Below are 21,877 nucleotides of genomic sequence, written 5' to 3'. Positions count from 1 at the left end.
GCTCCCTTGGTAGAGGTATTAAGGACCAGCTCTGCCGTCGGTCCTGTTTCGCACCGGACGCGACAGATGGCCGTATGCGATGGACGGGCGGCCGTCCTGCCACATCCTTACATGTGCCATAGGCCACAGCAGGTGACTCTCTCACTCCACGAAAAGTGGGTGAATCAGGTTTGCAAGTGTTCGAGCCCGAGCCCGGCCCCGCCCCGGCGGTTCGGTAACCCCGTCGGGTCACGCACCGGCGCCCGGCTCTGGGCAGCGGCGGATCGCGCACAAGGGCTGGAGGGCGGCAGGGCCTGCACATCGACCGGGCGGTCGCTAACTCACTACGGTGGAGCGCAGTAATCCGACGGCAGACGCTGGTATCGACCGGATATCTGGTCCGTCATCTTTGAGCCATATGATGGGTTCAGGTGAGTTTCGGCGGTGAAGGGAAAACGATGGGCGGGAAGGCGGGCGGCCTGGTCGATATCAGCATCGAACGCACGGTGGAGTGGGTCGACACGGATGCGTCCGGGCACCAGCACAATTCGGTCGTGATGCGCTGGGTTGAGGCGGCCGAGGCCGAACTGATCCGTCACTTGGATCTGCCCGATTACTTTCCGCAGGCTCCTCGCGTGCAGCAGGTCATCAACTACCGGGCCAAGCTCTGGTTCGGACAGCGCGTGTCCGTTAACCTGTCCGTGCAGGACATGGGGCGCACATCCATGACTTTTGGCTTTGAGGTACACGGGCACCCACACGAGAAGTCGGCCGGCGGGCTCGCTGCCGACGGGACATTCACCACCGTTTTCGTTCCTGCCGGCAGCGACAAGGCGCAACCCTGGCCCGAAAACATCAGGACTGCGATCTGCGGCACGAGCGTACTGAGCTAAGGGGGAACGAACCATGCAGATTCCCACGCCTCCGCTCCGGCACCAGCAGTTGATCCTGACCATCTTTGGTTTGTATGGGCGCCGAGGAGGGTCCGCGCTTCCGGTATCCGTCCTGATCGAGATGCTCGGCGACCTCGGTCACGACCCGCCGGGTGTGCGCTCGGCAGTGTCGAGGATGAAAGCCAAGGGCGTGCTCAACAGTGTGCGCAGCGGGGGAGCCGCCCGCTACGAATTGTCGCCGCGCTCTGTTGAGATGGTCCGCGAAGGCGATGAACGCATCTTCAATCCGCACCCGGACGACTCCGACGATCGCTGGGTGCTGGCGATCTTCTCCGTGCCCGAATCGATGCGCGAACGCCGGCACCAGTTGCGCGCCGAACTGGCCCGGCTCGGCTTCGGCTCGATGTCGGCAGGCGTGGGGATCGCGCCGGCCGCTGTCCGCGAGGGCGCCCGCAGGCGGCTCACGGAACGCGGACTGGCCGAGTACGTGGAATTCTTTACCGGAGATTACTCCGAGGAATCAAACATGCGCGACAAGGTCGCGCAATGGTGGGACCTGGAGGCACTCGCGGGCCAGATTGACGAGTTCATGGACTACTACGGCGGGGCGTTGGCCGCCTGGACCGCCCGCGTTGGTGAAGACCCCGCCGCCGCCTTGGCCGCCTCCGGTCCCGAGGCCAGGCGTGACGCTTTCCGCTACTACGTTCCGATGCTGACACTGTGGCGGCGGCTGCCGTACCGTGACCCGGGCCTGCCGTTGAAGTACTTGCCCGAGGGCTGGCGCGGACCGGAAGCCCGCGAAGTGTTTTTCGGCATTCACCGCCTCATCGGCCCGCTGGCTGAGGCGCATGCGCTCTCCCTGGTGGATTCCTCGGCGGCAGCCTGAGCCGGCACAAAAGCCGTGGATAACCCGGCCACGTCCGGATGGCGGAACCGCTCATCTCCGCAATTCGACTTCGGCGCTCAATATCACGATAAAATTACGGCCGCAATATGTGTTGCATATCACGCGCGGCGGTGCGATGCTGAGGAACACCAGACTCATCACCACGAGATGGCGAAGGGCGCACATCACGGCCGGGGTTCAGCCTTGGGGCCTGAAGGAAGGGACAACGCAGTTCCAGACGGTCTCGCGCTCGTCGACAGCTCACTGACGCACCGACCCGCGCATTGCATGCGCAGAAGGAATGCAACCATGCCTGAAACATTCTCGAAGGGCCTTCGCCCGGGACGCCGCACCACCGTCCTGCTTTCCAGCGCGCTCGCAATGATGCTGCTCTCAGCGTGCGGCGGCGGGAGCCTCAACACCGGCGGCGGCGACGGCGGCAGCGGCGGCAAAGACAGCGGCGAAGCCGTAACGATCGGCCTTGCGGTCCCGCAGTCCGGTGTGTACGCGGGGCTCGGCGAGGACATGAAGCAGGGCTTTGAGCTTTACCTGGAGGAGGCGGGCAACAAGCTCGGCGGCCACGACGTCAAGGTGGTTTCTGCCGACACGGGTGAGGGCCCGCAAACGGGCGTCCCGGCTGCCTCGCGCCTGGTCACGCAGGACCAGGCCGACGTCGTCGTCGGCATTGTGAACTCCGCGACTGCCCTGGGCCTCAAGGACACCTTCGTGCAGGCGAAGGTTCCGCTCATCCTCGCCAACGCGGGCGCCAACGACATCACGGCCGAGCCCTCCCCCTACATCTGGCGCACGTCGTACAGCAACGGCATGGTCAGCGGGATCATCGGCAAGCACGTCGCGGAGGAAGTCGGAGACGGATCGGTCTACCTCATCACGGCCGACTATGCCGCCGGGGAAGAGCACATCTCAGCATTCCGTGAGGAGTTTGAAGCCGCCGGCGGCAAGATCGCCGGAGAGACCCGCACCCCCTTCGGCACGACCAGCGACTGGCAGCCGTACCTAAGTGAGATCCGCAATTCGGGGGCGTCTGCCGTCTTTGCCTTCTACGCCGGAGCGGAAGCCGCCAACTTCGTTCAGCAGTACTCCACCTTCGGTCTGGCGAAGGATATCCAGCTTTACGGCAACGGGTTCCTGGTAGAAGGCGACGTTTTGGAGGCCCAGGGCAAGGCCGCCCTCGGCATCCAGACCTCGCTGAACTACAGCCATACGATCGACTCCGAGAACAACAAGAAGTTTGTGGAAGCCTACAAGGCTGCGTACGGCGAAGTTCCGACGACCTACGCCATGGCGACCTACGATGCCGTCGCCGCCGTCGCCGCAGCGTTGGAAGTGGCCGAGTCCGTTGACGGTGAAGGCATCGCCGCCGCGTTGGGCAAGGTGGGGGAGTTCACGGACAGCCCGCGCGGCCCCTGGAGCTTCAACGAAAACCATGACCCCGACCAGCCGTACTATCTCCGCGAGGTCAAGGACGTCGACGGCACGCTCGAGAACGTCGTCCTCCAAGAACTACAGGGCTAAAGGACAGCCAGACGTGGGTTGGCTTGATGCGAACGCCGCAACCATTCTCAACGGCTTGGCACTCGGCTCCGTGCTGTTCCTCATCGCCATCGGTTTGTCCCTCGTCTTCGGCACGATGGATGTGCTGAACCTGGCGCACGGGGCCGTGTCGCTCGTGGGTGCCTATGTGGGGGTGGCGATGTTTGGCGCGCCGCCGGCAGCGGGGATGTTCTTCCTGGCCGTGGTCGTTGCGGCCGTCATCGGTTTCGCCGCCGGCGGCCTGCTGGCGGCGATGACGTCGCCGGTGCGGAACCATCTCAGGCAGGCGATGCTGACGCTGGGAATGGCGCTCATTGTTGCCGAACTCATCCAGGAAGTGTTCGGTGCGAACGTGCGGTCCGTGCCCCCGCCGGACTTCCTCTCCAGCACGGTGACGATGCTCGGCAACCCCTACCCGGTCTATCGGCTCGCCATGGTCGGCGCGGGGATTGTCGTCGCGGTTGTCCTCTACATCGTGCTCGAGCGCACCCGTGCCGGGGCGATCGTGCGGGCCACGGTGGCGGACAGGGCCATGGTCGAGGCCATCGGGATCCGCACCAAGGTCGTCCTGACCCTCGTCTTCGGCTGCGGGGCGGCGCTGGCTGCCGTGGGTGGGCTGCTGGCCGCGCCCATCCTGGGTGCGCAGCCGGGCCTGGATGACCAGATCCTCCTTCTCGCCCTGGTCATCGTCGTCATCGGCGGCCTCGGATCCTTGCGCGGAGCACTGCTCGGAGCGCTGGTGGTCGGACAGGTGCAAACGGTCGGAGTGGTCATGGTCCACGAGTTTGCTACCTTCCTTCTCTTCGCAGCACTGGCGGTGGTCCTCCTGCTTCGGCCGCAGGGGCTGCTGCCGGCACGGGCAGGAGCGCACGCATGAGTCCGACGGTGACAGATTCAGGCCTCGCTACCGGGCGGGGGCAGGCGCGGATGCCCTTGCTCCGCGATCCCCGGCGCACGATGCTGGAGTGCGCGATCGGGGTGGTCATCCTCCTCCTGCTCGCGGCACTGCCGTTCTTCCTGGCGCCATACCCCCTCAGCCTGGCGGGGCGTGCGCTGGCCTTCGGCCTGCTGGTGGTCAGCGTCGACCTGGTGACCGGCGTGTTGGGCATGCCGACCCTGGGGCAGGTGGCCTACTTTGGCGCCGGCGCCTACTCCGCCGGCCTCGTGGGCATCCACTTCTCCGCGAGCGGCCTGGTCCAAGTAGTCGTGGGCATGGCTGCGGGAGCGGTGCTGGCGCTCGTGACCGGGGCCGTGGCAGTGCGCACGGCCGGAATTGTGTTCCTGATGGTCACTCTCGCGATCGGTGAGCTCGCCCACCGCGGCGCCGACTCCCTCAAAGTGGTCGGCGCGAGCAATGGCCTGACCGGAATTCCGCCCATCAGCGTGTTCCCCGGCGGAGAGCCCTTGATCGTGCCCGGTTACGTCTATTGGTGGATCCTGGCGGTATTCGTCGTCGGCTACTGCGCGGCGATGCTCCTGAGCCGCTCGCCTCTCGGCCGCTCCATGCGCGGGGTGCGCGACGGCGAGCTTCGACTGCGCGCCCTGGGACAGAACACGTACGCGGTCAAGCTGCTCGCGTACACCATCGCCGGTGGAATCGCCGGTGCCGCGGGAACGGCATGGGTTGCCCAGACGCAGTTCATCTCCCCCGGCGACCTGGGCTTCGACATGGCCGCGTTCGCGCTCCTCAGCGTCGTGCTCGGCGGGGCCGGGAGCCTCTGGGGACCGGTCATCGGAGCGGCCCTGGTCATCTTCGTGCGCGACTGGCTGGGCGGATACCTCGAGGGCCGCGGCACGCTCCTGCTCGGGATTGTCTTTGTCATAGGCGTCTACCTCCTGCCGAAGGGCGTGGCCGGCGTCCGCTGGCATCCCCTGCGACGAAAGGCAGGTGCATCAAAATGACGACGGCGGACGAACCGATGCTGGAAATCCGGGACCTCACGCTGAAATTCGGCTCGCTCACCGCGGTGGACGCGGTGACCCTGAACATAGCGCGGGGCGTCCGGCACGCACTGATCGGGCCGAATGGGGCGGGCAAATCGACGCTGTTCGGGGTCATAGCCGGACGACTTCGCCCCACGGACGGGACGCTCACCTTCAACGGGCAGGACGTCACGGGACTGAGCGAAGCTGGCCGCGCGCGCGCCGGCCTCGTCCGGACGTTCCAGCATTCCAGCCTCTTCCTTAACATGAGCGTGCTGGACAACGTCCGCCTCGCGGTGGAGCGGGCCACGAGCCGGCCCAAGCGACCCTGGCCGAGCCTCGGGGCCGACCGTGCCGTGACCGATGCCGCCATGGCACATTTGGAAAACGTCGGGCTCCTTGACCGGGCCTCGTCGATGTGCGGCGCACTGTCCCACGGCGAACGGCGCCAGGTCGAGGTGGCCATGGTGCTGGCGTGCGAACCCAAGATGGTCCTCTTCGATGAGCCGACGGCCGGAATGTCCGTGGCGGAGACCAACCGCTTCGCCGAAATCGTGGAATCGTTACCGAGAGAGGTGACCGTGGTCGTCGTCGAGCATGACTTGGACATCGTCTTCCGCCTGGCCGAGCGCGTCAGCGTGCTGGCAGCCGGCAGGCTCATCGCCGACGGGACGCCGGAGGAAGTGCGGACCAGCGATGCCGTGCAGGAGGCCTACCTCGGGCGCACGCAAAGCGTAGACCTCTTCGAGGCGACACCATGACCGGGCGGCCGCTCCTGGAGGTCGAGGATCTGGTGTCCGGCTACGCCGGCAGCCGCGTGCTCGGCGGCGTATCGCTCTCGGTCGATTCGGGCGAGGCGGTGGCACTGCTCGGCCGCAACGGCGCCGGGAAGACCACCCTGGTCGAAACCATCATGGGGATGGTGAGCGCCAAGGGCGGCCACGTCCGGGTCGACGGCAAAGATGTCACCGCAAAGCCCCCGCATGTGCTCTCCCGGGCGGGCGTGGGGATAGTGCCGCAGGGGCGGCGCGTCTTCGCGCCGCTGACCGTGGAAGAAAACCTCGAGATTGCGCTGCACAAGCGTTCCGGGGACTGGACGGTTGAGCGGGTCTACGAGCTCATGCCGCGGTTGCGTGAACGCCGGACGAACCTCGGCTCGCAGCTCTCCGGCGGGGAGCAGCAGATGCTTGCCATCGGGCGGGCGCTGCTGGGCTCGCCCCGGCTGATGCTCCTCGATGAGCCGTCCGACGGATTGGCCCCCGCGGTGGTCGAGCAGGTGGGGAACATCATACTGGACCTGGCCGGTACCGGCATGGCGATCCTGCTGGTGGAGCAGGACCTGCGGCTGGCTTTCACGGTGTCCGACCGGCTCGCGGTCATGCGCAAGGGAGAGATCGTTCACGAGAGCAGCACGGCGGATTTCCGGCGGAACGAGCCGCTGGCGCGGACCCTCCTGGGCGTGGCGTAACCGTTACGCAACGGCGGCAGTCGGTCCGGGGAAACACGGACCGACTGCCGCCGTTCTCGTACCTTCGGAGGGTCGGGCTCCGGTCACCGGTTGGGGATGACGGCGATTCCCTGGATCTCGATGAGGGCCTCCTTCTGCCACAGCCGGGAGACGCCGATGCCTGCCATCGCCGGGTATTCGGTGCCGGCCATCTCGCGCCAGAGGCGACCGATCTCCCGGCCGTTCGCGAGGTAGTCGTCCACATCGGTCAGGTAGATGGTGACGCTCACCAGGTCTTCGGGGCGCCCGCCGGCCTCCACCAGCGTGGCCAGCACATTCGAAAATGCCTGCTTGAACTGCTCCACAATGCCGCCGGGGACAATCTTCATGTCCTTGTCCAGGGCGGTCTGGCCGCCCAGGTAGACCGTGTTTCCGGCCAGGACGCCGTGCGCGTAGCCGGACGGCTTGGGCAGTGACGCGGGATTGATGGTGCGGTTTCCGACGGCTGTCTCGTTGCTCATGTGCTCTCTCTCCTTGGCGATGGGGATGCCGGTTTCACTCGTTGGAAAAAACTCTGGTGCAGATCGTTCGGATCGTGTAGGTTGAGCATATGTGACGGCCGTAAAAAAGTCGACACATGAAAATCCGAAGGAGATCCCATATGAAACTGGCCACCTTGCGAACCGGCCCCGAGAGCACGACCGCCGCCGTCCAGCTGGCGGACGGCGCCTACCTGCCGTTGCCCGCCTCCGATATGGGAACCCTGCTGGCGGACCCGAACTGGCGGGCACGGGCGGAGGAAGCGGTGCGCACCGCCGCGAGCACCGCCGTCGTCAGCGTTTCCGACGCGGAGCTGGCTCCGGTAGTGCCCCGCCCGGGCAAGGTGATCTGCTGCGGACTGAACTACGGCGACCACATCCAGGAGATGGGCCGCGACCTGCCCGAATACCCCACGCTGTTCGCCAAGTTCGCGGACACCCTCGCCGGACCGGCCGACGAACTGACGGTCAGCGGGAGCGAAAGCGTGGACTGGGAGGCCGAACTGGCCGTGGTCGTCGGAACCACCCTCACCCGCGCGGACGAAGTCCAGGCCGCGGCCGCCATCGCCGGCTACACGGTGGCCAACGACGTCTCGATGCGGGACTGGCAACGCCGGACCCTGCAGTGGTTCCAAGGCAAGGCCTTCGACGCGACCACCCCGCTCGGGCCCGTGCTGGTCACGCCCGACGAGGTCGACGGGACCGACGTTGAGGTCCGCGGCTACGTCAACGGCGAGCTGGTGCAGCGTGACCACACCGGCACCTTGGTGTTCGGTCCCGCCCGGCTGCTCTCCTACATCTCGCAGTTCACCACGCTGCGCCCGGGCGACGTGGTCCTGACCGGCACGCCCGGGGGCGTCGGCATGGGCATGACCCCGCCGCGTTTCCTGGCCGACGGCGATGTGCTCGTCACCGAGATCGACGGCATCGGGCGGCTGGAGAACCGCGTCCGGATCCATGCCGCCGGCGCCACGCAGCAGCCCGCACCGCCCTTCGGCGGAACAACGACGGCGGAGCCCGCCGCCCGCGCTTAACGCACCATTCCAACCCCTCGAGAAGGAGAACGATCATGACGGATGCGACAACGGAATACCGCACCGAAGGCGACAACTCGATGTACGCAGGCGCCGACGGCAAGGTCGCCCCGGTTGTCACCCGCGCGGGGAGCGAGGACACCAACACGGCACAGTCGGGGGACTGCGTCCGCGTTTCGGGTGTTTCCATTCAGCACACCCCGGCCACCAAGATCTGGTTCGGGCAGGTCTCCAACGTCCCGGGCTACCGCTCGCTGCCGCACCACCACGGTGAGGCGGAGACGGGTGGCTACGTGCTGCGCGGCCACGGCCGGATCTACTTCGGCGACAACTACTCCGAATACCTGGACATGAAGGCCGGCGACTGGGTCTTCGTTCCGCCGTTCATGCCGCATGTGGAAGCCAACATGTCGGTCACCGAGGAGCTGGTTTGGCTGACCACGCGCACGCCGGAGAACATCGTGGTCAACCTGGACGAGGTTCCGGACGAAACGCTGGAAGGATACCGCCGGGCATGAACGCCGCAAGCGCCTCCGAGACCCAGGTTCCCACGGCCGAGACGTTCCTCAAGGCCGTCGAACTGACGGCCGTCGAACCCCAGATCCACGACGAGGCCTACGAGGCCACGACACAGTACGTGCCGTGGCCCAAGGCCTACGGCGGCGACATGGTCGCCCAGGCCGCCGCGGCCATGATGCGTTCGGTCACCGATGACCGGCAGCTGCACTCGATGCACAGCTACTTCATGCGGCCGGTGGATATCGGCGCCGTCGTCCGCTACGAGGTGGAGAAGCTGCGGGATGGACGTGGCTATTCCACCCGCAGCGTGCGCGGCTGGCAGGGCGGCAAGACCGTGTATGCCGCCATGGGCTCCTTTCACGTGCCCGAAGACGGCCCGGAGTTCCAGCCGCAGATGCCCGCCACCGTCGACCCCGCCTCGCTGCGCAGCGCCGCCGAGGTCCTGACGGGCGTCGAGGGCGACGCCGCGGCCTACTGGTCCCATGGCCGCAGTTTCGACATGCGGCACGTCCCCGGCCCGGTGTACCTGCGCGTCGAGGGGGAGCAGGTGCCGCAGCAGGCGGTGTGGGTGAAGGCGTTCACGCAGCTGCCCGACCAGGCCGATGACCGTGCGACCCGGGACCTGCACCGCACCGCGCTCGCCTATGTCTGCGACTACACCATCCTCGAGCCGATCCTGCGGGCGCAGGGGCACTACTGGGCCGAGCCGGGACTGGTCACCGCCAGCCTGGACCACTCCATGTGGTTCCACCGCGACGGCCGTGCCGACGACTGGGTGTTGTATGCCCAGGAAGCGGTCTCCGGCCAGCACAACCGGGGCCTGGCCACCGGCCGGTTCTTCGACCGCGAAGGGCGGCTGCTGGCCACCGTGGCGCAAGAAGGCATGATCCGCCCCGCGCGCTGAGCCCCGTGCCTCCATCCGGGCCATCGGATGGAGGGCGGACTCACGCCGTCCACTCAATCCACTGAAAGGAACGCCATGGAACTGTCCCCGTCAGCACATGTGGACTCGTTCACGCGCGACCATCTGCCGCCCGCCGAGCAGTGGCCGGTCTTCGAATTCACCCTCCCCGAGCTCCAGTACCCCGACCGTCTCAATGCCGCGACGGTCCTGATTACTGACGCCGCTGCCCAGTTCGGCGGCGACCGGCCGGCCCTGCTCACTCCGGACGGCGAGGTGTGGACGTACAGCCAACTGCTGCAGCGGGCCAACCAGGTCGCCCAAGTGCTCACCGAGGACTTCAGCGTTGTCCCGGGCAACCGCGTCTTGCTGCGCGGACCGAACAATCCCTGGCTGGTCGCCGCCTGGCTGGGCGTGCTCAAGGCCGGTGCCGTCGTCGTCACCACCATGCCGGTGCTGCGCGCCAACGAAGTAGCCACCATCTGCCGCCTGACCCAACCGGCCGTGGCGATCAGCGACTTCCGCTTTTTGGACGGTATGGCCGAGGCCGTGGGGGAGGGCACCGCCGTCGTCGCCTATGGATCGGACGACGCCGATGATCTCACCGCCCGCTGCGCCGCCAAGAGCGGATTGTTCGAGGACGTGGCGACCGCCGCGGACGACGTGGCCCTGCTCGGACCGACCTCGGGCACCACTGGCACGCCCAAAATCACCATGCACTTCCACCGGGACATCCTCGCGAACGCCGATACGTTTGCCCGGTACATCCTGCGGCCGACCGCGGACGACGTGTTCGCCGGTTCGCCGCCGCTGGCCTTCACGTTCGGGCTGGGCGGGCTGGTGGTCTTCCCGCTGCGGTTCGGTGCTTCGGCACTGCTGACGGAACGGTCCACCCCCGTGCAACTGGCCGAACAGGCCGCCGCCGCCGGGGCCACGGTGCTGTTCACCGCCCCCACCGCCTACCGCGCCATCCTGAAGGAAGGGCGGGCGGACCTGCTGCGCGGACTGCGCATCGCGGTCTCCGCCGGCGAGCACCTGCCGAAGGAGACTTGGGAGGCCGTGCACGAGGCCACCGGGCTCGCCCTGGTCAACGGGATCGGTGCCACGGAAATGCTGCATGTGTTCATTTCCGCCGCGGGAGACGACATCCGGCCCGGTGCCACCGGCGTGGCCATCCCCGGCTACCGGGCCACGGTGCTGGACGAGGACGGCAACGAGTCGCCGGTGAACCAGCCCGGCCGGCTCGCGGTGATCGGCCCGACCGGCTGCCGCTACCTGGACGACCCGCGCCAGGCGAACTACGTGCAGAACGGCTGGAACATCACCGGCGACACGTTCCTGCGCGACGAGGAAGGCTACTTCGTCTACCAGGCACGGTCGGACAACATGATCGTCTCCTCTGGCTACAACATCGGTGCCCCCGAGGTGGAGGCGGCGATCGACCAGCATCCGGACGTGGTGGAGAACGCCGTCGTCGGCCGGCCCGACGAGGAGCGCGGCAGCGTGGTCTGCGCTTTCATCGTGCTGCGCGACGGCGTCGTCGGCGACGATGCCAAACGCAAGGACATCCAGGACTTCGTCAAGAAGACCATAGCGCCCTACAAATACCCGCGGGATGTGCGGTTCGTGACCGAGCTGCCGCGCAATCCGAGCGGAAAACTCCAGCACTTCAAACTGCGTGAGCAGGTCGGCAAGCAGGAAACCGACCTGGCCGGCAGCACGGCGTAGACAGACCCTAAGGACAACAGACATGAAAATCGCAATCGTTGGAGGCGGCCCCGGCGGCCTCTACTTCGCGGCCCTGATGAAGCAATTGGACCCGGCGCACGAGGTGACCGTCTGGGAGCGAAACGCGGCCAGCGACACGTTCGGCTTCGGCGTCGTGTTCTCGGACGAGACGCTGGGCGGCATCGGCAACGCGGACCCGGTGGTGGCCGAGTACATGAGCCGCCGCTTCGCCCGCTGGGCCGACATCGACATTCACTATCAGGGCGAGACGGTCACGGTCGGCGGCCAGGGCTTCGCCGCGATGAGCCGCAAGGAGCTGCTGGAACTGCTGCAGCGCCGCTGCGCGGAGCTCGGTGTGGACGTGCGCTTCTCCACGCTGGCCCCGCCGGTGGAGGAACTCGAGGCCGGCTACGACCTGGTGCTGGCCGCCGACGGGGTGAACTCGCAGATCCGCTCCAAGTACGCCGCATCCTTCGGGCCGGAGCTTGACCCGCGGCCGAACAAGTTCATGTGGCTGGGCACGGACCTGGTGTTCGAGGCCTTCAAGTTCTTCATCAAGGAGACGGAGCACGGGGTCATGCAGATCCACGGCTACCCGTACTCCGACGAGGGATCGACGTTCATCGTCGAAATGCCGGAGGACACGTGGCGGGCCGCGGGTTTCGACGAGACCGAGACCGAGGTGTTCCCGCCCGGCGTCTCGGATGAGAAAGCCATTGCGAAGATCCGCAGCATCTTTGCCGACGAACTCCAGGGCCACAAGGTGCTGGCGAACAACTCGAAGTGGCTGAACTTCACCACCGTCCGCAACACCAGCTGGCGGCACGGCAACGTGGTGCTGCTGGGCGATGCGGCACATACCGCGCACTTCTCCATCGGCTCCGGAACCAAACTGGCCATGGAGGACGCGCTCGCCCTGGCCGCCTGCCTGCACGAACACCCCGACCTGGAAACGGCGCTCGAGGCCTACGAAACCGAGCGGCGCCCGGTGGTCGAGTCCACCCAGCGCGCCGCGCAGGCATCGCTGGAGTGGTTCGAGCGCGTGGGGCAGTACACCGGCCAGGACCCCGTCCAGTTCAGTTTCAACCTGCTCACCCGCAGCCGGCGCATCACGCAGGACAACCTGCGGCTGCGCGATCCCGAGTTCGCCCATCAGGTGGAAGAGCACTTCGCAGCCTCGCAGGGCCTCGATTCCGTCGCGCCGGCAATGTTCCAGCCGTACCGCATCGGCGGGCTGGAGCTGAAGAACCGCATCGTGGTCTCGCCCATGGACATGTACTCCGCTGTCGACGGGATGCCGACCGACTTCCACAAGGTGCACCTGGGCAGCAAGGCGATGGGCGGCGCCGGTTTGGTCATGACCGAGATGGTCTGCGTCTCAGAAGAGGGCCGCATCACGCCGGGCGACACCGGACTGTACACCGACGAGCAGCGAAACGCCTGGCAGGACATCGTCGGCTTCGTGCACGGCCACTCCGCGGCCAAGATCGGCGCCCAGATCGGCCACGCCGGCCGCAAGGCGTCCACGAAGCTGATGTGGGAAGGCATCGACCAGCCGCTGGAGACGGGCAACTGGGAAGTCGTTGGCCCGTCGCCGCTGCCCTACGGACCGGACAACCAGGTCCCGCTGGAGATGGACCGTGCCCACATGGACAAGGTCGTCGCGGACTTTGTCGCCGCAGCACGGCGGGCCGACGAGGCCGGATTCGACCTGCTGGAGGTGCACGCCGCGCACGGCTACCTGCTCTCGTCCTTCCTGTCCCCGGTGGCCAACCAGCGCACCGACGAGTACGGCGGCAGCGTGGACAACCGGCTGCGCTTCCCGCTGGAGGTCTTCGACGCGGTGCGGGCTGCCTGGCCGGCGGAGAAACCGCTGACGGTACGCATCTCCGCGACAGACTGGATCGAGGGCGGCAATACCTTGGACGATGCCGTTCACATCGCCAAGGCCTTCGCCGACCACGGCGCCGACGGGATCGACGTCTCCACCGGCCAGATTGCCAAGGGCGAGAAGCCGCGGTTTGGCCGCAGCTACCAGACGCCGTACGCGGACCGGATCCGGCAGGAAGTGGCCGTTCCGGCAGGGATCGCGGTCATCGCGGTAGGAGCGATCTCCACCTACGACGACGCCAATTCGATCCTGCTGGCCGGCCGCGCCGACCTGATTGCGCTGGGACGTACCCACCTCTACGACCCGCATTGGACGCTGCACGCAGCGGCCGAGCAGGAATACCGGGGCGACGGAGTGGCCTGGGTCCCGCAGTTCCGCGCCGGCCGGCGCAAGCCGCCGAGCGCTCGAACCGACGCCGTCCGCCCGCGCCTGTCCCTGTTGCAGGAAACCGACGACCCGACGGCCAACGCTCACCTGCGGTGGAAACCGGTGCGGCCGTCCGAGCCGGCCCTCGCACGGTAGCGACCAGTCCGATGTAACTAGCGGTGGCGCCCGGCCCTGCAATCGCAGGGCCGGGTGCCCCTCGTACGATTCTGTTTGGAGTGCCCATGCTGCCCCTTTTCGGTACGTGGTCCCGCAGGGCTGTGCTAACTCCGCGAATCGCCTTCTGGCTGCAAGCCACTGTGCTAATTGTTCTACTGGCAGCTTCCAGCGCCCCCACACCGCTGTATCCGATCTACCAATCCTTGTGGGGGTTTCCGCCCGTAGTACTCACTGTTGTGTTCGCCGTTTACGCTTTGGCCTTGTTGGCGGCCCTTCTTACCCTCGGATCGCTCTCCGATCACCTTGGCCGGCGCCCCGTCCTTCTCATGGCCCTGACTGTAGAGATTGTCTCGATGCTGGTTTTCGCGTTGGCTGAAAACGCAGCCGTCCTCGTCATTGCCCGCATTATTCAGGGGCTTGCGACCGGGGCCGCCATCGGGACGATCGGAGCGTATCTCATTGAACTCGAACCCACAGTCCGCCAAGGCTTGGGAACCGTACTCAACAGTGCAGGGCCGGCCCTTGGTTTGGCCGTCGGGGCCGTCTCTTCAGGCCTGATGGTGGCCGCGGCCCCCGAGGCGATCCATATGGTCTACCTGACTCTTGTGGCACTTCTTGTTCTCCAAACGATTGGAACCGCATTTTCTCCGGAGACAGTCAGCAGGCGTGCGGGCGCATTGAAGTCGCTGCTGCCCCGCGTCAGTTTTCCAGCAGCCGTCCGTCAGCCGGCTCTGTGCGTGATGCCGGCCGCCGTGGCGGTTTGGGCGCTTTGCGGATTGATTCTTTCCCTAGGCCCCAGTGTTGTCCGGTCAATGACCGGGCAGGAGTCCATTGTTCTCACAGGATTGATTGTCGCGGCGTTGACTGGCACCGGCGGATTGACAATAGTGCTGCTCGGCCGGACCCTGCCGGCAAGGACCCTGACCCTGGGCATGGTGGCTCTGTTTGCGGGCATGGCAGGAACTCTGGCTGCTGCCGCGGCGGACGCCGTTGAACTTTACTTCATTGCCACCATCGTGGCAGGTATTGGATTTGGCGCCGGTTTCTTAGGGGTCATGCGCACTCTGCTGCCCCTTGCCCGGGCTTCTGAAAGAGCGGGGCTGATCTCGGCGATCTATGTTGTCAGTTATCTGGCCCTGAGCGTTCCGTCCGTAGTCGCGGGCGGCATCGCCGGAGCAGCCGGCCTGATCCCGACGCTGATTGGATACACCGGTGTGGTCATGGTCCTGGCATTATTCGTGCTGACAGGTCTTTTCCTAAGAAGGCGAGTTGAAGTAGCTGACGCTGCTGAATGGGACGCCGAACTCGTGTAAGCAGAAGTGGAAGGTCGCGTCCAGGACTAGGGAAGTTACTGGTCGTCGATGGGGCTCTCGCCCCCGTGAAAGATGTCCGTCTCCAGCAGGCGCAGATCCTGCGGTCTATCGATGTCGAGCCCGGTTCCAAGGTCGGTGCAGTCGACATAGTCCACCACGTCTGGATTCTGCCGCAGGAACGTTCTCGCGCCGGCATCACCGGAAGCCTTTGCGGCGGCATCCCGTGCCAAATTGGCGTCGAACAGGACCGGGTGGCCGGGTTTTCCCTGATAGAGCGGCACCGTAACGCGGCCGCTGCCATGTTCGCTTCTTAGCCGGTCAATGGCCTGCCTTGAAATCCCCGGCTGATCCACCACTGAGACGAGGAGATCCCCCTCCAATGGAGCGGCTGCCGCGACCCCTTGACGAAACGAACTGGCCATGCCACTGGCCCATTCGTCATTCACAAGCACGCGAATGCGCAGCAAGTTCGCTGTCTTCAGTACTTCGTCAGCCTTCCATCCCAGGACCGCTGTGACCGGAAAACACCCCGATTCCTGCAGGGTTCGTGCAAGCCGATCGATGAGGTATTCGCCCCGATAGACGAGGAGAGCTTTGGCGAGGCTTCCGAGCCGCGCTCCGCCTCCTGCGGCCAGGATCAAACCCGACGGCTGGCGCTGACTCACTGTTTGTCCCAGCTCGTGGTTGAGCCCCGGAGCGGCTCGTAGAGCCGGGGAATGTCCATCGGCAGGCGCATTACTCCGCAGCGGCATGAGCATGTGTAGGGGAAGACCCATACTCGAAGCGGTCGCTGATTTGGGCTGTTGCTTGCCTTAGCATGTGTGCAATTTGCGGGACTTGCGTCGACTGAAAGCGGGAAGCAGGAACGGCTACTGTCAGCGCGCCGAGGACCTCACCCCGCGGGCCATAGATCGCCGATCCGATCCCGATGATTCCCGACTCCGATTCTTCGAAGTTCGTCCCGTATCCGGCAGATCGGGTTTCGCGAAGGTTTTCGATCACATCACTGACCGTCTCGATGTCGCTCGTCGGCCAGCTTGGAACACCGTCCATATAGAGGTGCTCTATATCCGTGTCGCTCAGTTGCGCCAGAAGTGCCTTGCCGCCGGCAGAAGCAAAAGCCGGGATCTGCACGCCGAACCGGCAGCTGACTCTCAGCAGGTTTTCACCCTCGACACCGTCGACAAACTCGATGTTGCCCCCGCGTTGGATGGCCAGCTGTACGGTCTCCTGCAAAGACTGGGCCAGAGACATCATTGAGGGCCGCGCGATTTCGCGCAAACGCGCCACGGTAATCGGATCCGCACTATCGTTGGCGATTTCCCGACCGGGCCTGTAACGCCGGTCCTGCATCTGCTCCGCGAAATGGCGCTGCACCAGGGTCGTGAGCAGACGATGTGCCGTACTCGGGGCGACAGCCAGGTGTTCAGCGGCGTCTTTGACCGATACGGTGCCGGCCTCTCGCAAATACACAATGAGCTGAAGCGCCCGGTCCACGCTCTCGTTCACTAGCGGCGACTCCGCCATATTTCGCATGCTCGAATTCTTGCACAGTCAGGTGCGCCTGGTCGAACGAATTGGCCGAAATGTATCGAAATATATTGACGCACGTCACACTCTCCACCATACTTGAGATGGATTCGCCGGAACAGAATAGTGAATCGCACATTCGCCTCAGCGAAATAACGGAGTGATGAGGCTCCCGCCGCAGAGGTCGTTTTGTAGCAAGGGTCCGAACGCGCAGCGCAGCAGCGCTGCTTGCGGGTCTTCGTTCATCGCGGATCGGCTTCGCAACTTCATTCACCCACTCAGGGAGGACGAAATGTCCAATCAAGACACCGACACGACGTTACCAAGCGAAAACACATCCAATCTGCGCTCAACCGCAGAGTTCAGTGAGCTACGGCGTAAGTCCAGGAGATTCACCTTCGTCGCGGGCGCAGTGGCATGGGTCTATGTCCTGCTGCTTTTTTGGGCTGTCGGCTATGCGCCGGGAGCAATGGCGGTTCCCGTCTTTGGGCCGGTTAATCTTGGGTTCCTTTTCGTCTGGTCCCAAGTCGTGGTGGCTCTGGTCATCGCGGTCATGTTCATGAGGCACACGGCTGCAAACCAGTCGCTCATCGCAAAGATGCGGGGAGAAAGCTCGGAGGGGGAGAAATGATATCGACCGTAGCGGTAACTACTCAGGCAGCGGCGTCCGGGCTGGAGAGCAATCGTCCGCTGACATTGGGACTCTTTGGCCTCATCGTCCTCATTACCTTTGGCATCACCGGGTGGGCAGCACGCCATAAAAAATCGCGGGACGAATTCTTCACCGCCGGCAGAGGATTGACCGGCCGGCAGAACGGCCTCGCCATGGCCGGAGATTCGCTGTCCGCTTCAGCCGTCCTGGGCAGTGTCGGGCTGGTCTCGCTCTTCGGATTCGACGGCTTCATGTTCGGCATCGCGAACGTCGTAGCGTTCATCCTGTTGCTGCTGCTGGCCGGGTATCTGCGCAACACCGGGCGTTTCACCGTCTCTGACGTCCTGTCCTTCCGGATGCAGGGGCGGCCGGTGCGGCTGGCCGGAGGCCTGTCTTCGCTGACGATCTCCGTGTTCTACCTCATTGCGCAGATGGTCGGGGCCGGGGCTTTGCTCGGGCTCTTGATCGGTGCCGACAGCCCTGCCGTCAAGAACGCCACTATTGTGGTGGTCGGCATTCTGATGACGATTTACGCAATCTTCGGCGGGATGCGGGGAGCGACCTGGGTGCAGATCGTCAAGGCAGTCATCCTCATGGGCATGGTGCTGGTGATGGCGGTACTTGTGCTGTCCCGTTTTGGCTTCAACCTGGGTGCGCTCATGACGGCGGCCGTTGGCGGAAGCGGCCACGGCAGCCAGTTCCTGGAGGCCGGCCTGCAGTACAAGAACCCGCTGGACCTGATCAGTCTCGGCGTAGGAGTAACGCTCGCGTTCATCGGTCTGCCGCACGTCTTTCAACGGTTCTACACCGTCAGTGACGACAGGACCGCCAGGAAATCAGCTCTGTGGCTCTTCGGCATTGAGGCGGTCTTCACGCTCTCCGTGGTTCTGGTCATGGGGCTGGGCGCCGTGGCCATCGTCGGCACCCAAGCGATTGCCGCTTCGAATGGGGGCGGCAACACAGCCGCCGTGCTTCTCGCCCGGGAGTTGGGCGGCGGCGCCGGCACGATGGGCGGCGATCTCTTCATGGCGGCGTTCTCCGCCGTCGCATTCGCAACCATCCTGGCTGTTGTCGCCGGCATCATGGTCTCTGCCATTACGACGTTCTCCCACGACATCTACGGGAATGTGATCAAGCGCGGCGAGGTAACCGACGCGCAGGTAGTCCGCGTCGCACGCATCGCCGCGGGGGTGATCGGCATCGCCGCCATCATCATCAGCCTCACCGTGCAAGGGTTGAATATTGGCTTCATTGTCGGCCTCGGGATGGCGATTGCCGCCTCCGCCCATGTGCCGTCGCTGCTGCTGAACCTCTTCTGGCGCCGGTTCAACACCAGGGGAGCGCTCTGGGGCATTTACGGCGGACTGGGAACCGCGGTGCTGCTGGTTGTTTCCTCTCCGACCGTTTCCGGAGCCGCGAATTCGCTGTTCCCCGCGGTCGACTTCAGCTGGTTCCCCTTGACCAACCCGGGACTGGTGTCCGTGCCGGCAGGCTTCTTGTTCGCCGTCATCGGCGCCCTGTCAAAGCGTGATACTGCCGCCGAGGAAGGCTACGACGAACTCGAACTGCGAGCCCTCAGCGGCGCCCGGGCCCAGTAGCTCAGCCCAAATTTTGAAAGTCGTTTCACGAGAATATGCAAGATAGGAAGTCAAAGGACATGACGATGGAATTCGCACCCGACCTCATTCTGACCAACGGAAACGTTGTGACCGTCGATAAGGAGTTCTCTACCGCCGAGGCAGTGGCCGTATTTGACGGGAAGATCGTTGCCATCGGCGGCACCGATGAAGTCTCTGCCCTCTCCGGCAAGCGCACGAAGCGCGTCGACTTGCGCGGCAAGACCTTGGTACCGGGACAGATGGACAACCATGTGCACTTCTCGCTGGCCGGGATGGATGCCCTGGACGGGGAGGCCAAGGTTAATATCGCGGCCCTCCAGTCGATTGACGAAATCCTCCGCGCTATCAAGGAGCGAGTCGATGTAACACCTGCGGGTGAATGGATCGGCACCTCATGCATGTACCGGGGTGCCCTCAAGGACGGACGCTTCCCCAACCGGCACGACCTCGACAAGGTGGCGCCGGAGCATCCGGTGTATATCTTCCAGTCCGGCAAGAACGTCATCTGCAACACCTATGCCCTTCGCATGGCGGGCATCACGCGCGATACCCCGCAGCCCGTGGAGCCTGAAGGCTGGATCGTCCGCGACGACGACGGCGAGCCCACGGGTCACCTCATAGCCGGCGCCGGCGACATGGCGCGCAAGGCCTGGTGGCGGGCCGCCAACCAACCCATCAAGAAATGGGACTTCCTGTACTTCGACCAGGAGACCCAGATTAAGGCGTTGATGGCCCAGCAGGAGATCTACCACGCCTGCGGCGTCGTTGGGGTCCGTGACATGGGCACCTCCATAGACGAACTCGATTCGCTGACCGAAGCCCACCGCCGCGGTCTGCTCAAGACGCGGACCGATGTGCTGCTGGGTCTCCCCGCCCGCTATATGTCGGAGGAGGAAGTGCTCAACTCCTTGGACTCGTACTTTGGTCCGAAGCAGCACTTGGGTGATTCGATGCTGCGCCTGAACGGCATCAAACTCGTCGTCGTCAATGACGGATGGTGGGCCTACACCAAGGAAAAGCTGAAGTTCCTCATCGACGAGTACAACCGCCGCAACTGGAACATGGCAATCCACATCAATACCGGCGGCTCCGATGATTCGACGGAAACGGTCCTGAACGCCTTGGAGGAGGCAGCGCTGGACAACCCGGTCCTGGGCAGGCGCATCACCTTCGAGCACGGATTCGGGCTGCAGCGACCGGAGCACTACGAACGTGCGCGCAAGCTCGGAGCCATCATTGCCTCGAACTCCCTCCTGGCCTATTACGCTTCGGCCCGGTCGATGCGGATGAACCAGATCATGGAACAGGTCCGGATCGCCAAGATGTCCGATTCCGATCCCTGGCGCCGTACCGTCCGGGACTGGGGGATGCCCATCAAGTCCTGGATCGACAACGGCCTGGTCGTAACCGGTGGCTCGGACAACCCGGCAGTCGTCTACGACCCCGACCGTCCGTTCCTTAGCCAGTACTCGGCGTTGACCGGCGACACCATGGCCGGCGTCCTGCTGCCGGGTGAGCAGATCAGCCGTGAGGACATGCTGCGCATGTACACGATCAATAATGCCTACGCCTGCTGGCAGGAAGACACCCGCGGTTCCATTGAAGTCGGAAAGCTGGCGGATTTCGCCGTTCTCGACCGCGACATCCTCACCTGTGCCGACCAAGAGGTCGCCGAACTCAAGGTCCTGCAGACCTACGTTGGCGGTGAGCTGGTCCATGAGCGCTGAGGCGAACATGATTAAGCAGCACCTCGGCCAGAGGATATCCCAGGGCCACGAGACCGCCGTCGCACTCAGCCACCGCATCCACGCCAACCCCGAAATTGGCTTCGAGGAAGAGAAGGCCAGCAGGTGGCTCGGCGAGGCACTGACCGGCGCCGGGTTTACGGTCGAGGCCGGTATCTGCGGGCTGCCCACTGCCTTCCGTGCGTCGATTGGATCCGGCGACCTCAACATCGCTTTATTGGCGGAGTACGACGCCCTCCCTGGTGTTGGCCACGCCTGCGGCCACAACCTGATCGCCGCTACTGCCTTTGCTGCTGCGGCAGCCTTGGCGCCACTCGCCGATGAGTTAGGGGTGACGCTAACGGTACTGGGCACGCCGGCGGAGGAAAAACTCGCTGCCGGGGGCAAATTGCTCATGCTGGAGAGAGGCGGATTCGACGGCGTTCACGCCGCCTTGATGGTCCATCCCACACCCTTTGAAGCGGCCACGCCTCAAATGATCGCCGCCAGCAGCATGCTCGTTGAGATGACGGGGCGACCGGCGCACGCGTCGGCTGCCCCCGAGCAGGGACGAAACGCTGCCGATGCTTTAAACATCGCCCAAGTCGCCCTCGGACTCCTGCGGCAGCACATGGACAAGGACGCACGGGTCAGCGGTTACACCACTCACGGCGGGGATGCTCCCAATATCATCCCGGCCCACACGTCGGCCGAGTATGTTCTGCGGGCGGCGAACGTGGCCCAGTTGTCGGAACTGCAAGCAAGGGTTGCTGCCTGCTTCGAAGGAGGCGCCCACGCCGCCGGCTGCACCCGCAGGTTCACAGGCGGAGATCGCCATTATGCAGAACTGAAGTCGGACCCGGAGTTGTCCAAGCTATACCGCGAGAACGCCGAGGCGCTGGGAAGGGACTTCACCCCGGATCCCAACATGAACGGGTTCCTGGCTTCCAGCGACGTCGGCAACGTCTCGCAGGTGATGCCGACGATCCAGCCATTCATCGGGCTGGGCACATGGCCCATCGTCAACCACCAGCCCGAGTTCGCTGCGGCTTGTGCCACGCCAGTGGCCGACAGTTCGTTAGCGGACGGCGCCCAGTCGCTTGCAGCGACCATCGTCGACGCGGCTACCCGACAGAATGTGCGGGGAGCCCTCCTCGGTGCGCTGGCGGGACAGGCTGAACTCGCGGAAGGAAGGTAGCAAA

20 protein-coding genes are annotated in these 21,877 nt (G+C 65.0%); 17 read left to right on the top strand and 3 right to left on the bottom strand.

Annotated features, from left to right (window positions below; all coding sequences use genetic code 11):
* Positions 1 to 410: 410 nt before the first annotated feature.
* From AC5RV2_RS00250 to AC5RV2_RS00220, 7 genes are all read left to right on the top strand, one after another.
* The gene (locus tag AC5RV2_RS00250) at positions 411 to 872 is read left to right on the top strand and encodes an acyl-CoA thioesterase (RefSeq protein ID WP_494090625.1); all 462 of its coding nucleotides are present in this window, start codon (positions 411 to 413) and stop codon (positions 870 to 872) included.
* A 13-nt stretch (positions 873 to 885) separates the two neighbouring features.
* Positions 886 to 1,758, top strand: coding sequence for a PaaX family transcriptional regulator (locus AC5RV2_RS00245; RefSeq protein ID WP_494090624.1), 873 nt, complete (start codon positions 886 to 888; stop codon positions 1,756 to 1,758).
* Between the two features lie 309 nt (positions 1,759 to 2,067).
* The gene (locus AC5RV2_RS00240) at positions 2,068 to 3,294 is read left to right on the top strand and encodes an ABC transporter substrate-binding protein (protein ID WP_493969555.1); all 1,227 of its coding nucleotides are present in this window, start codon (positions 2,068 to 2,070) and stop codon (positions 3,292 to 3,294) included.
* A gap of 13 nt (positions 3,295 to 3,307) precedes the next feature.
* A complete protein-coding gene (locus AC5RV2_RS00235) occupies positions 3,308 to 4,189 on the top strand; it encodes a branched-chain amino acid ABC transporter permease (protein WP_493952168.1) in 882 nt (293 codons plus the stop codon).
* Positions 4,186 to 5,214, top strand: coding sequence for a branched-chain amino acid ABC transporter permease (locus tag AC5RV2_RS00230; protein WP_494090623.1), 1,029 nt, complete (start codon positions 4,186 to 4,188; stop codon positions 5,212 to 5,214). Before AC5RV2_RS00235 ends, AC5RV2_RS00230 begins: the two co-directional genes overlap by 4 nt.
* The gene (locus tag AC5RV2_RS00225; protein ID WP_494090622.1) at positions 5,211 to 5,996 is read left to right on the top strand and encodes an ABC transporter ATP-binding protein; all 786 of its coding nucleotides are present in this window, start codon (positions 5,211 to 5,213) and stop codon (positions 5,994 to 5,996) included. Before AC5RV2_RS00230 ends, AC5RV2_RS00225 begins: the two co-directional genes overlap by 4 nt.
* The gene (locus AC5RV2_RS00220) at positions 5,993 to 6,703 is read left to right on the top strand and encodes an ABC transporter ATP-binding protein (RefSeq protein WP_494090621.1); all 711 of its coding nucleotides are present in this window, start codon (positions 5,993 to 5,995) and stop codon (positions 6,701 to 6,703) included. The genes AC5RV2_RS00225 and AC5RV2_RS00220 overlap by 4 nt, the downstream gene beginning before the upstream one ends.
* Before the next feature lie 83 nt (positions 6,704 to 6,786).
* On the opposite strand, the gene AC5RV2_RS00215 is transcribed toward AC5RV2_RS00220, so the two are convergent.
* Entirely contained in the window at positions 6,787 to 7,203 is a 417-nt protein-coding gene (locus AC5RV2_RS00215) for a RidA family protein (protein WP_494048972.1), read from the bottom strand.
* 140 nt (positions 7,204 to 7,343) lie between these two features.
* On the opposite strand from AC5RV2_RS00215, the gene AC5RV2_RS00210 reads away from it, so the two are divergent.
* The 6 genes from AC5RV2_RS00210 (at position 7,344) to AC5RV2_RS00185 (ending at position 15,150) form a co-directional block, all read left to right on the top strand.
* Positions 7,344 to 8,255 carry a fumarylacetoacetate hydrolase family protein gene (locus tag AC5RV2_RS00210; protein WP_494090620.1) on the top strand — a complete coding sequence of 304 codons (912 nt, stop codon included), beginning with the start codon at positions 7,344 to 7,346 and terminating at the stop codon, positions 8,253 to 8,255.
* A gap of 35 nt (positions 8,256 to 8,290) precedes the next feature.
* Positions 8,291 to 8,773, top strand: coding sequence for a cupin domain-containing protein (locus AC5RV2_RS00205; RefSeq protein WP_493969562.1), 483 nt, complete (start codon positions 8,291 to 8,293; stop codon positions 8,771 to 8,773).
* Positions 8,770 to 9,678, top strand: a complete 909-nt coding sequence (locus AC5RV2_RS00200) for an acyl-CoA thioesterase (RefSeq protein ID WP_494090619.1) — start codon at positions 8,770 to 8,772, stop codon at positions 9,676 to 9,678. Before AC5RV2_RS00205 ends, AC5RV2_RS00200 begins: the two co-directional genes overlap by 4 nt.
* A 75-nt stretch (positions 9,679 to 9,753) precedes the next feature.
* Positions 9,754 to 11,403: an AMP-binding protein gene (locus tag AC5RV2_RS00195; RefSeq protein ID WP_494090618.1), complete on the top strand. Its 1,650-nt coding sequence runs from the start codon at positions 9,754 to 9,756 to the stop codon at positions 11,401 to 11,403.
* Between the two features lie 22 nt (positions 11,404 to 11,425).
* The gene (locus AC5RV2_RS00190; protein ID WP_494090617.1) at positions 11,426 to 13,816 is read left to right on the top strand and encodes a bifunctional salicylyl-CoA 5-hydroxylase/oxidoreductase; all 2,391 of its coding nucleotides are present in this window, start codon (positions 11,426 to 11,428) and stop codon (positions 13,814 to 13,816) included.
* 86 nt (positions 13,817 to 13,902) lie between these two features.
* Positions 13,903 to 15,150: an MFS transporter gene (locus AC5RV2_RS00185; protein WP_494090616.1), complete on the top strand. Its 1,248-nt coding sequence runs from the start codon at positions 13,903 to 13,905 to the stop codon at positions 15,148 to 15,150.
* A 35-nt stretch (positions 15,151 to 15,185) separates the two neighbouring features.
* Here AC5RV2_RS00185 and AC5RV2_RS00180 read toward each other — a convergent pair whose 3' ends face one another.
* Positions 15,186 to 15,815, bottom strand: coding sequence for a nucleotidyltransferase family protein (locus tag AC5RV2_RS00180; protein ID WP_494090615.1), 630 nt, complete (start codon positions 15,813 to 15,815; stop codon positions 15,186 to 15,188).
* 70 nt (positions 15,816 to 15,885) lie between these two features.
* Positions 15,886 to 16,659 carry an IclR family transcriptional regulator gene (locus AC5RV2_RS00175; protein ID WP_494090614.1) on the bottom strand — a complete coding sequence of 258 codons (774 nt, stop codon included), beginning with the start codon at positions 16,657 to 16,659 and terminating at the stop codon, positions 15,886 to 15,888.
* A 313-nt stretch (positions 16,660 to 16,972) separates the two neighbouring features.
* On the opposite strand from AC5RV2_RS00175, the gene AC5RV2_RS00170 reads away from it, so the two are divergent.
* From AC5RV2_RS00170 to AC5RV2_RS00155, 4 genes are all read left to right on the top strand, one after another.
* Positions 16,973 to 17,311 (top strand): DUF485 domain-containing protein, encoded by a 339-nt coding sequence (locus tag AC5RV2_RS00170; protein WP_494090613.1) that lies wholly within the window; start codon positions 16,973 to 16,975, stop codon positions 17,309 to 17,311.
* Positions 17,308 to 18,930 carry a solute symporter family protein gene (locus tag AC5RV2_RS00165; protein WP_494090612.1) on the top strand — a complete coding sequence of 541 codons (1,623 nt, stop codon included), beginning with the start codon at positions 17,308 to 17,310 and terminating at the stop codon, positions 18,928 to 18,930. Before AC5RV2_RS00170 ends, AC5RV2_RS00165 begins: the two co-directional genes overlap by 4 nt.
* Positions 18,931 to 18,995: 65 nt before the next feature.
* On the top strand, positions 18,996 to 20,678 hold the full coding sequence (locus AC5RV2_RS00160) for an amidohydrolase (protein ID WP_493952154.1): 1,683 nt from the start codon (positions 18,996 to 18,998) through the stop codon (positions 20,676 to 20,678).
* 7 nt (positions 20,679 to 20,685) lie between these two features.
* Entirely contained in the window at positions 20,686 to 21,873 is a 1,188-nt protein-coding gene (locus tag AC5RV2_RS00155; protein WP_494090611.1) for an amidohydrolase, read from the top strand.
* The last annotated feature ends 4 nt before the right edge of the window (positions 21,874 to 21,877 follow it).

This window comes from Arthrobacter sp. Y3225116, from assembly GCF_059091245.1.
The sequence above is the reverse complement of the archived record's forward strand: the minus strand, read 5'-3'. Positions and strand labels throughout refer to the sequence as shown.

Excerpts from the sequence above, each read along its gene's own strand:
- AC5RV2_RS00210 (WP_494090620.1), top strand. The coding sequence starts at position 7,344 with ATGAAACTGGCCACCTTGCGAACCGGCCCCGAGAGCACGACCGCCGCC.
- AC5RV2_RS00225 (WP_494090622.1), top strand. The coding sequence starts at position 5,211 with ATGACGACGGCGGACGAACCGATGCTGGAAATCCGGGACCTCACGCTG.
- AC5RV2_RS00190 (WP_494090617.1), top strand. The coding sequence starts at position 11,426 with ATGAAAATCGCAATCGTTGGAGGCGGCCCCGGCGGCCTCTACTTCGCG.
- AC5RV2_RS00165 (WP_494090612.1), top strand. The coding sequence starts at position 17,308 with ATGATATCGACCGTAGCGGTAACTACTCAGGCAGCGGCGTCCGGGCTG.
- AC5RV2_RS00195 (WP_494090618.1), top strand. The coding sequence starts at position 9,754 with ATGGAACTGTCCCCGTCAGCACATGTGGACTCGTTCACGCGCGACCAT.
- AC5RV2_RS00155 (WP_494090611.1), top strand. The coding sequence starts at position 20,686 with ATGATTAAGCAGCACCTCGGCCAGAGGATATCCCAGGGCCACGAGACC.
- AC5RV2_RS00170 (WP_494090613.1), top strand. The coding sequence starts at position 16,973 with ATGTCCAATCAAGACACCGACACGACGTTACCAAGCGAAAACACATCC.
- AC5RV2_RS00185 (WP_494090616.1), top strand. The coding sequence starts at position 13,903 with ATGCTGCCCCTTTTCGGTACGTGGTCCCGCAGGGCTGTGCTAACTCCG.
- AC5RV2_RS00160 (WP_493952154.1), top strand. The coding sequence starts at position 18,996 with ATGGAATTCGCACCCGACCTCATTCTGACCAACGGAAACGTTGTGACC.
- AC5RV2_RS00220 (WP_494090621.1), top strand. The coding sequence starts at position 5,993 with ATGACCGGGCGGCCGCTCCTGGAGGTCGAGGATCTGGTGTCCGGCTAC.
- AC5RV2_RS00245 (WP_494090624.1), top strand. The coding sequence starts at position 886 with ATGCAGATTCCCACGCCTCCGCTCCGGCACCAGCAGTTGATCCTGACC.
- AC5RV2_RS00215 (WP_494048972.1), bottom strand. The coding sequence starts at position 7,203 with ATGAGCAACGAGACAGCCGTCGGAAACCGCACCATCAATCCCGCGTCA.
- AC5RV2_RS00240 (WP_493969555.1), top strand. The coding sequence starts at position 2,068 with ATGCCTGAAACATTCTCGAAGGGCCTTCGCCCGGGACGCCGCACCACC.
- AC5RV2_RS00230 (WP_494090623.1), top strand. The coding sequence starts at position 4,186 with ATGAGTCCGACGGTGACAGATTCAGGCCTCGCTACCGGGCGGGGGCAG.
- AC5RV2_RS00205 (WP_493969562.1), top strand. The coding sequence starts at position 8,291 with ATGACGGATGCGACAACGGAATACCGCACCGAAGGCGACAACTCGATG.
- AC5RV2_RS00200 (WP_494090619.1), top strand. The coding sequence starts at position 8,770 with ATGAACGCCGCAAGCGCCTCCGAGACCCAGGTTCCCACGGCCGAGACG.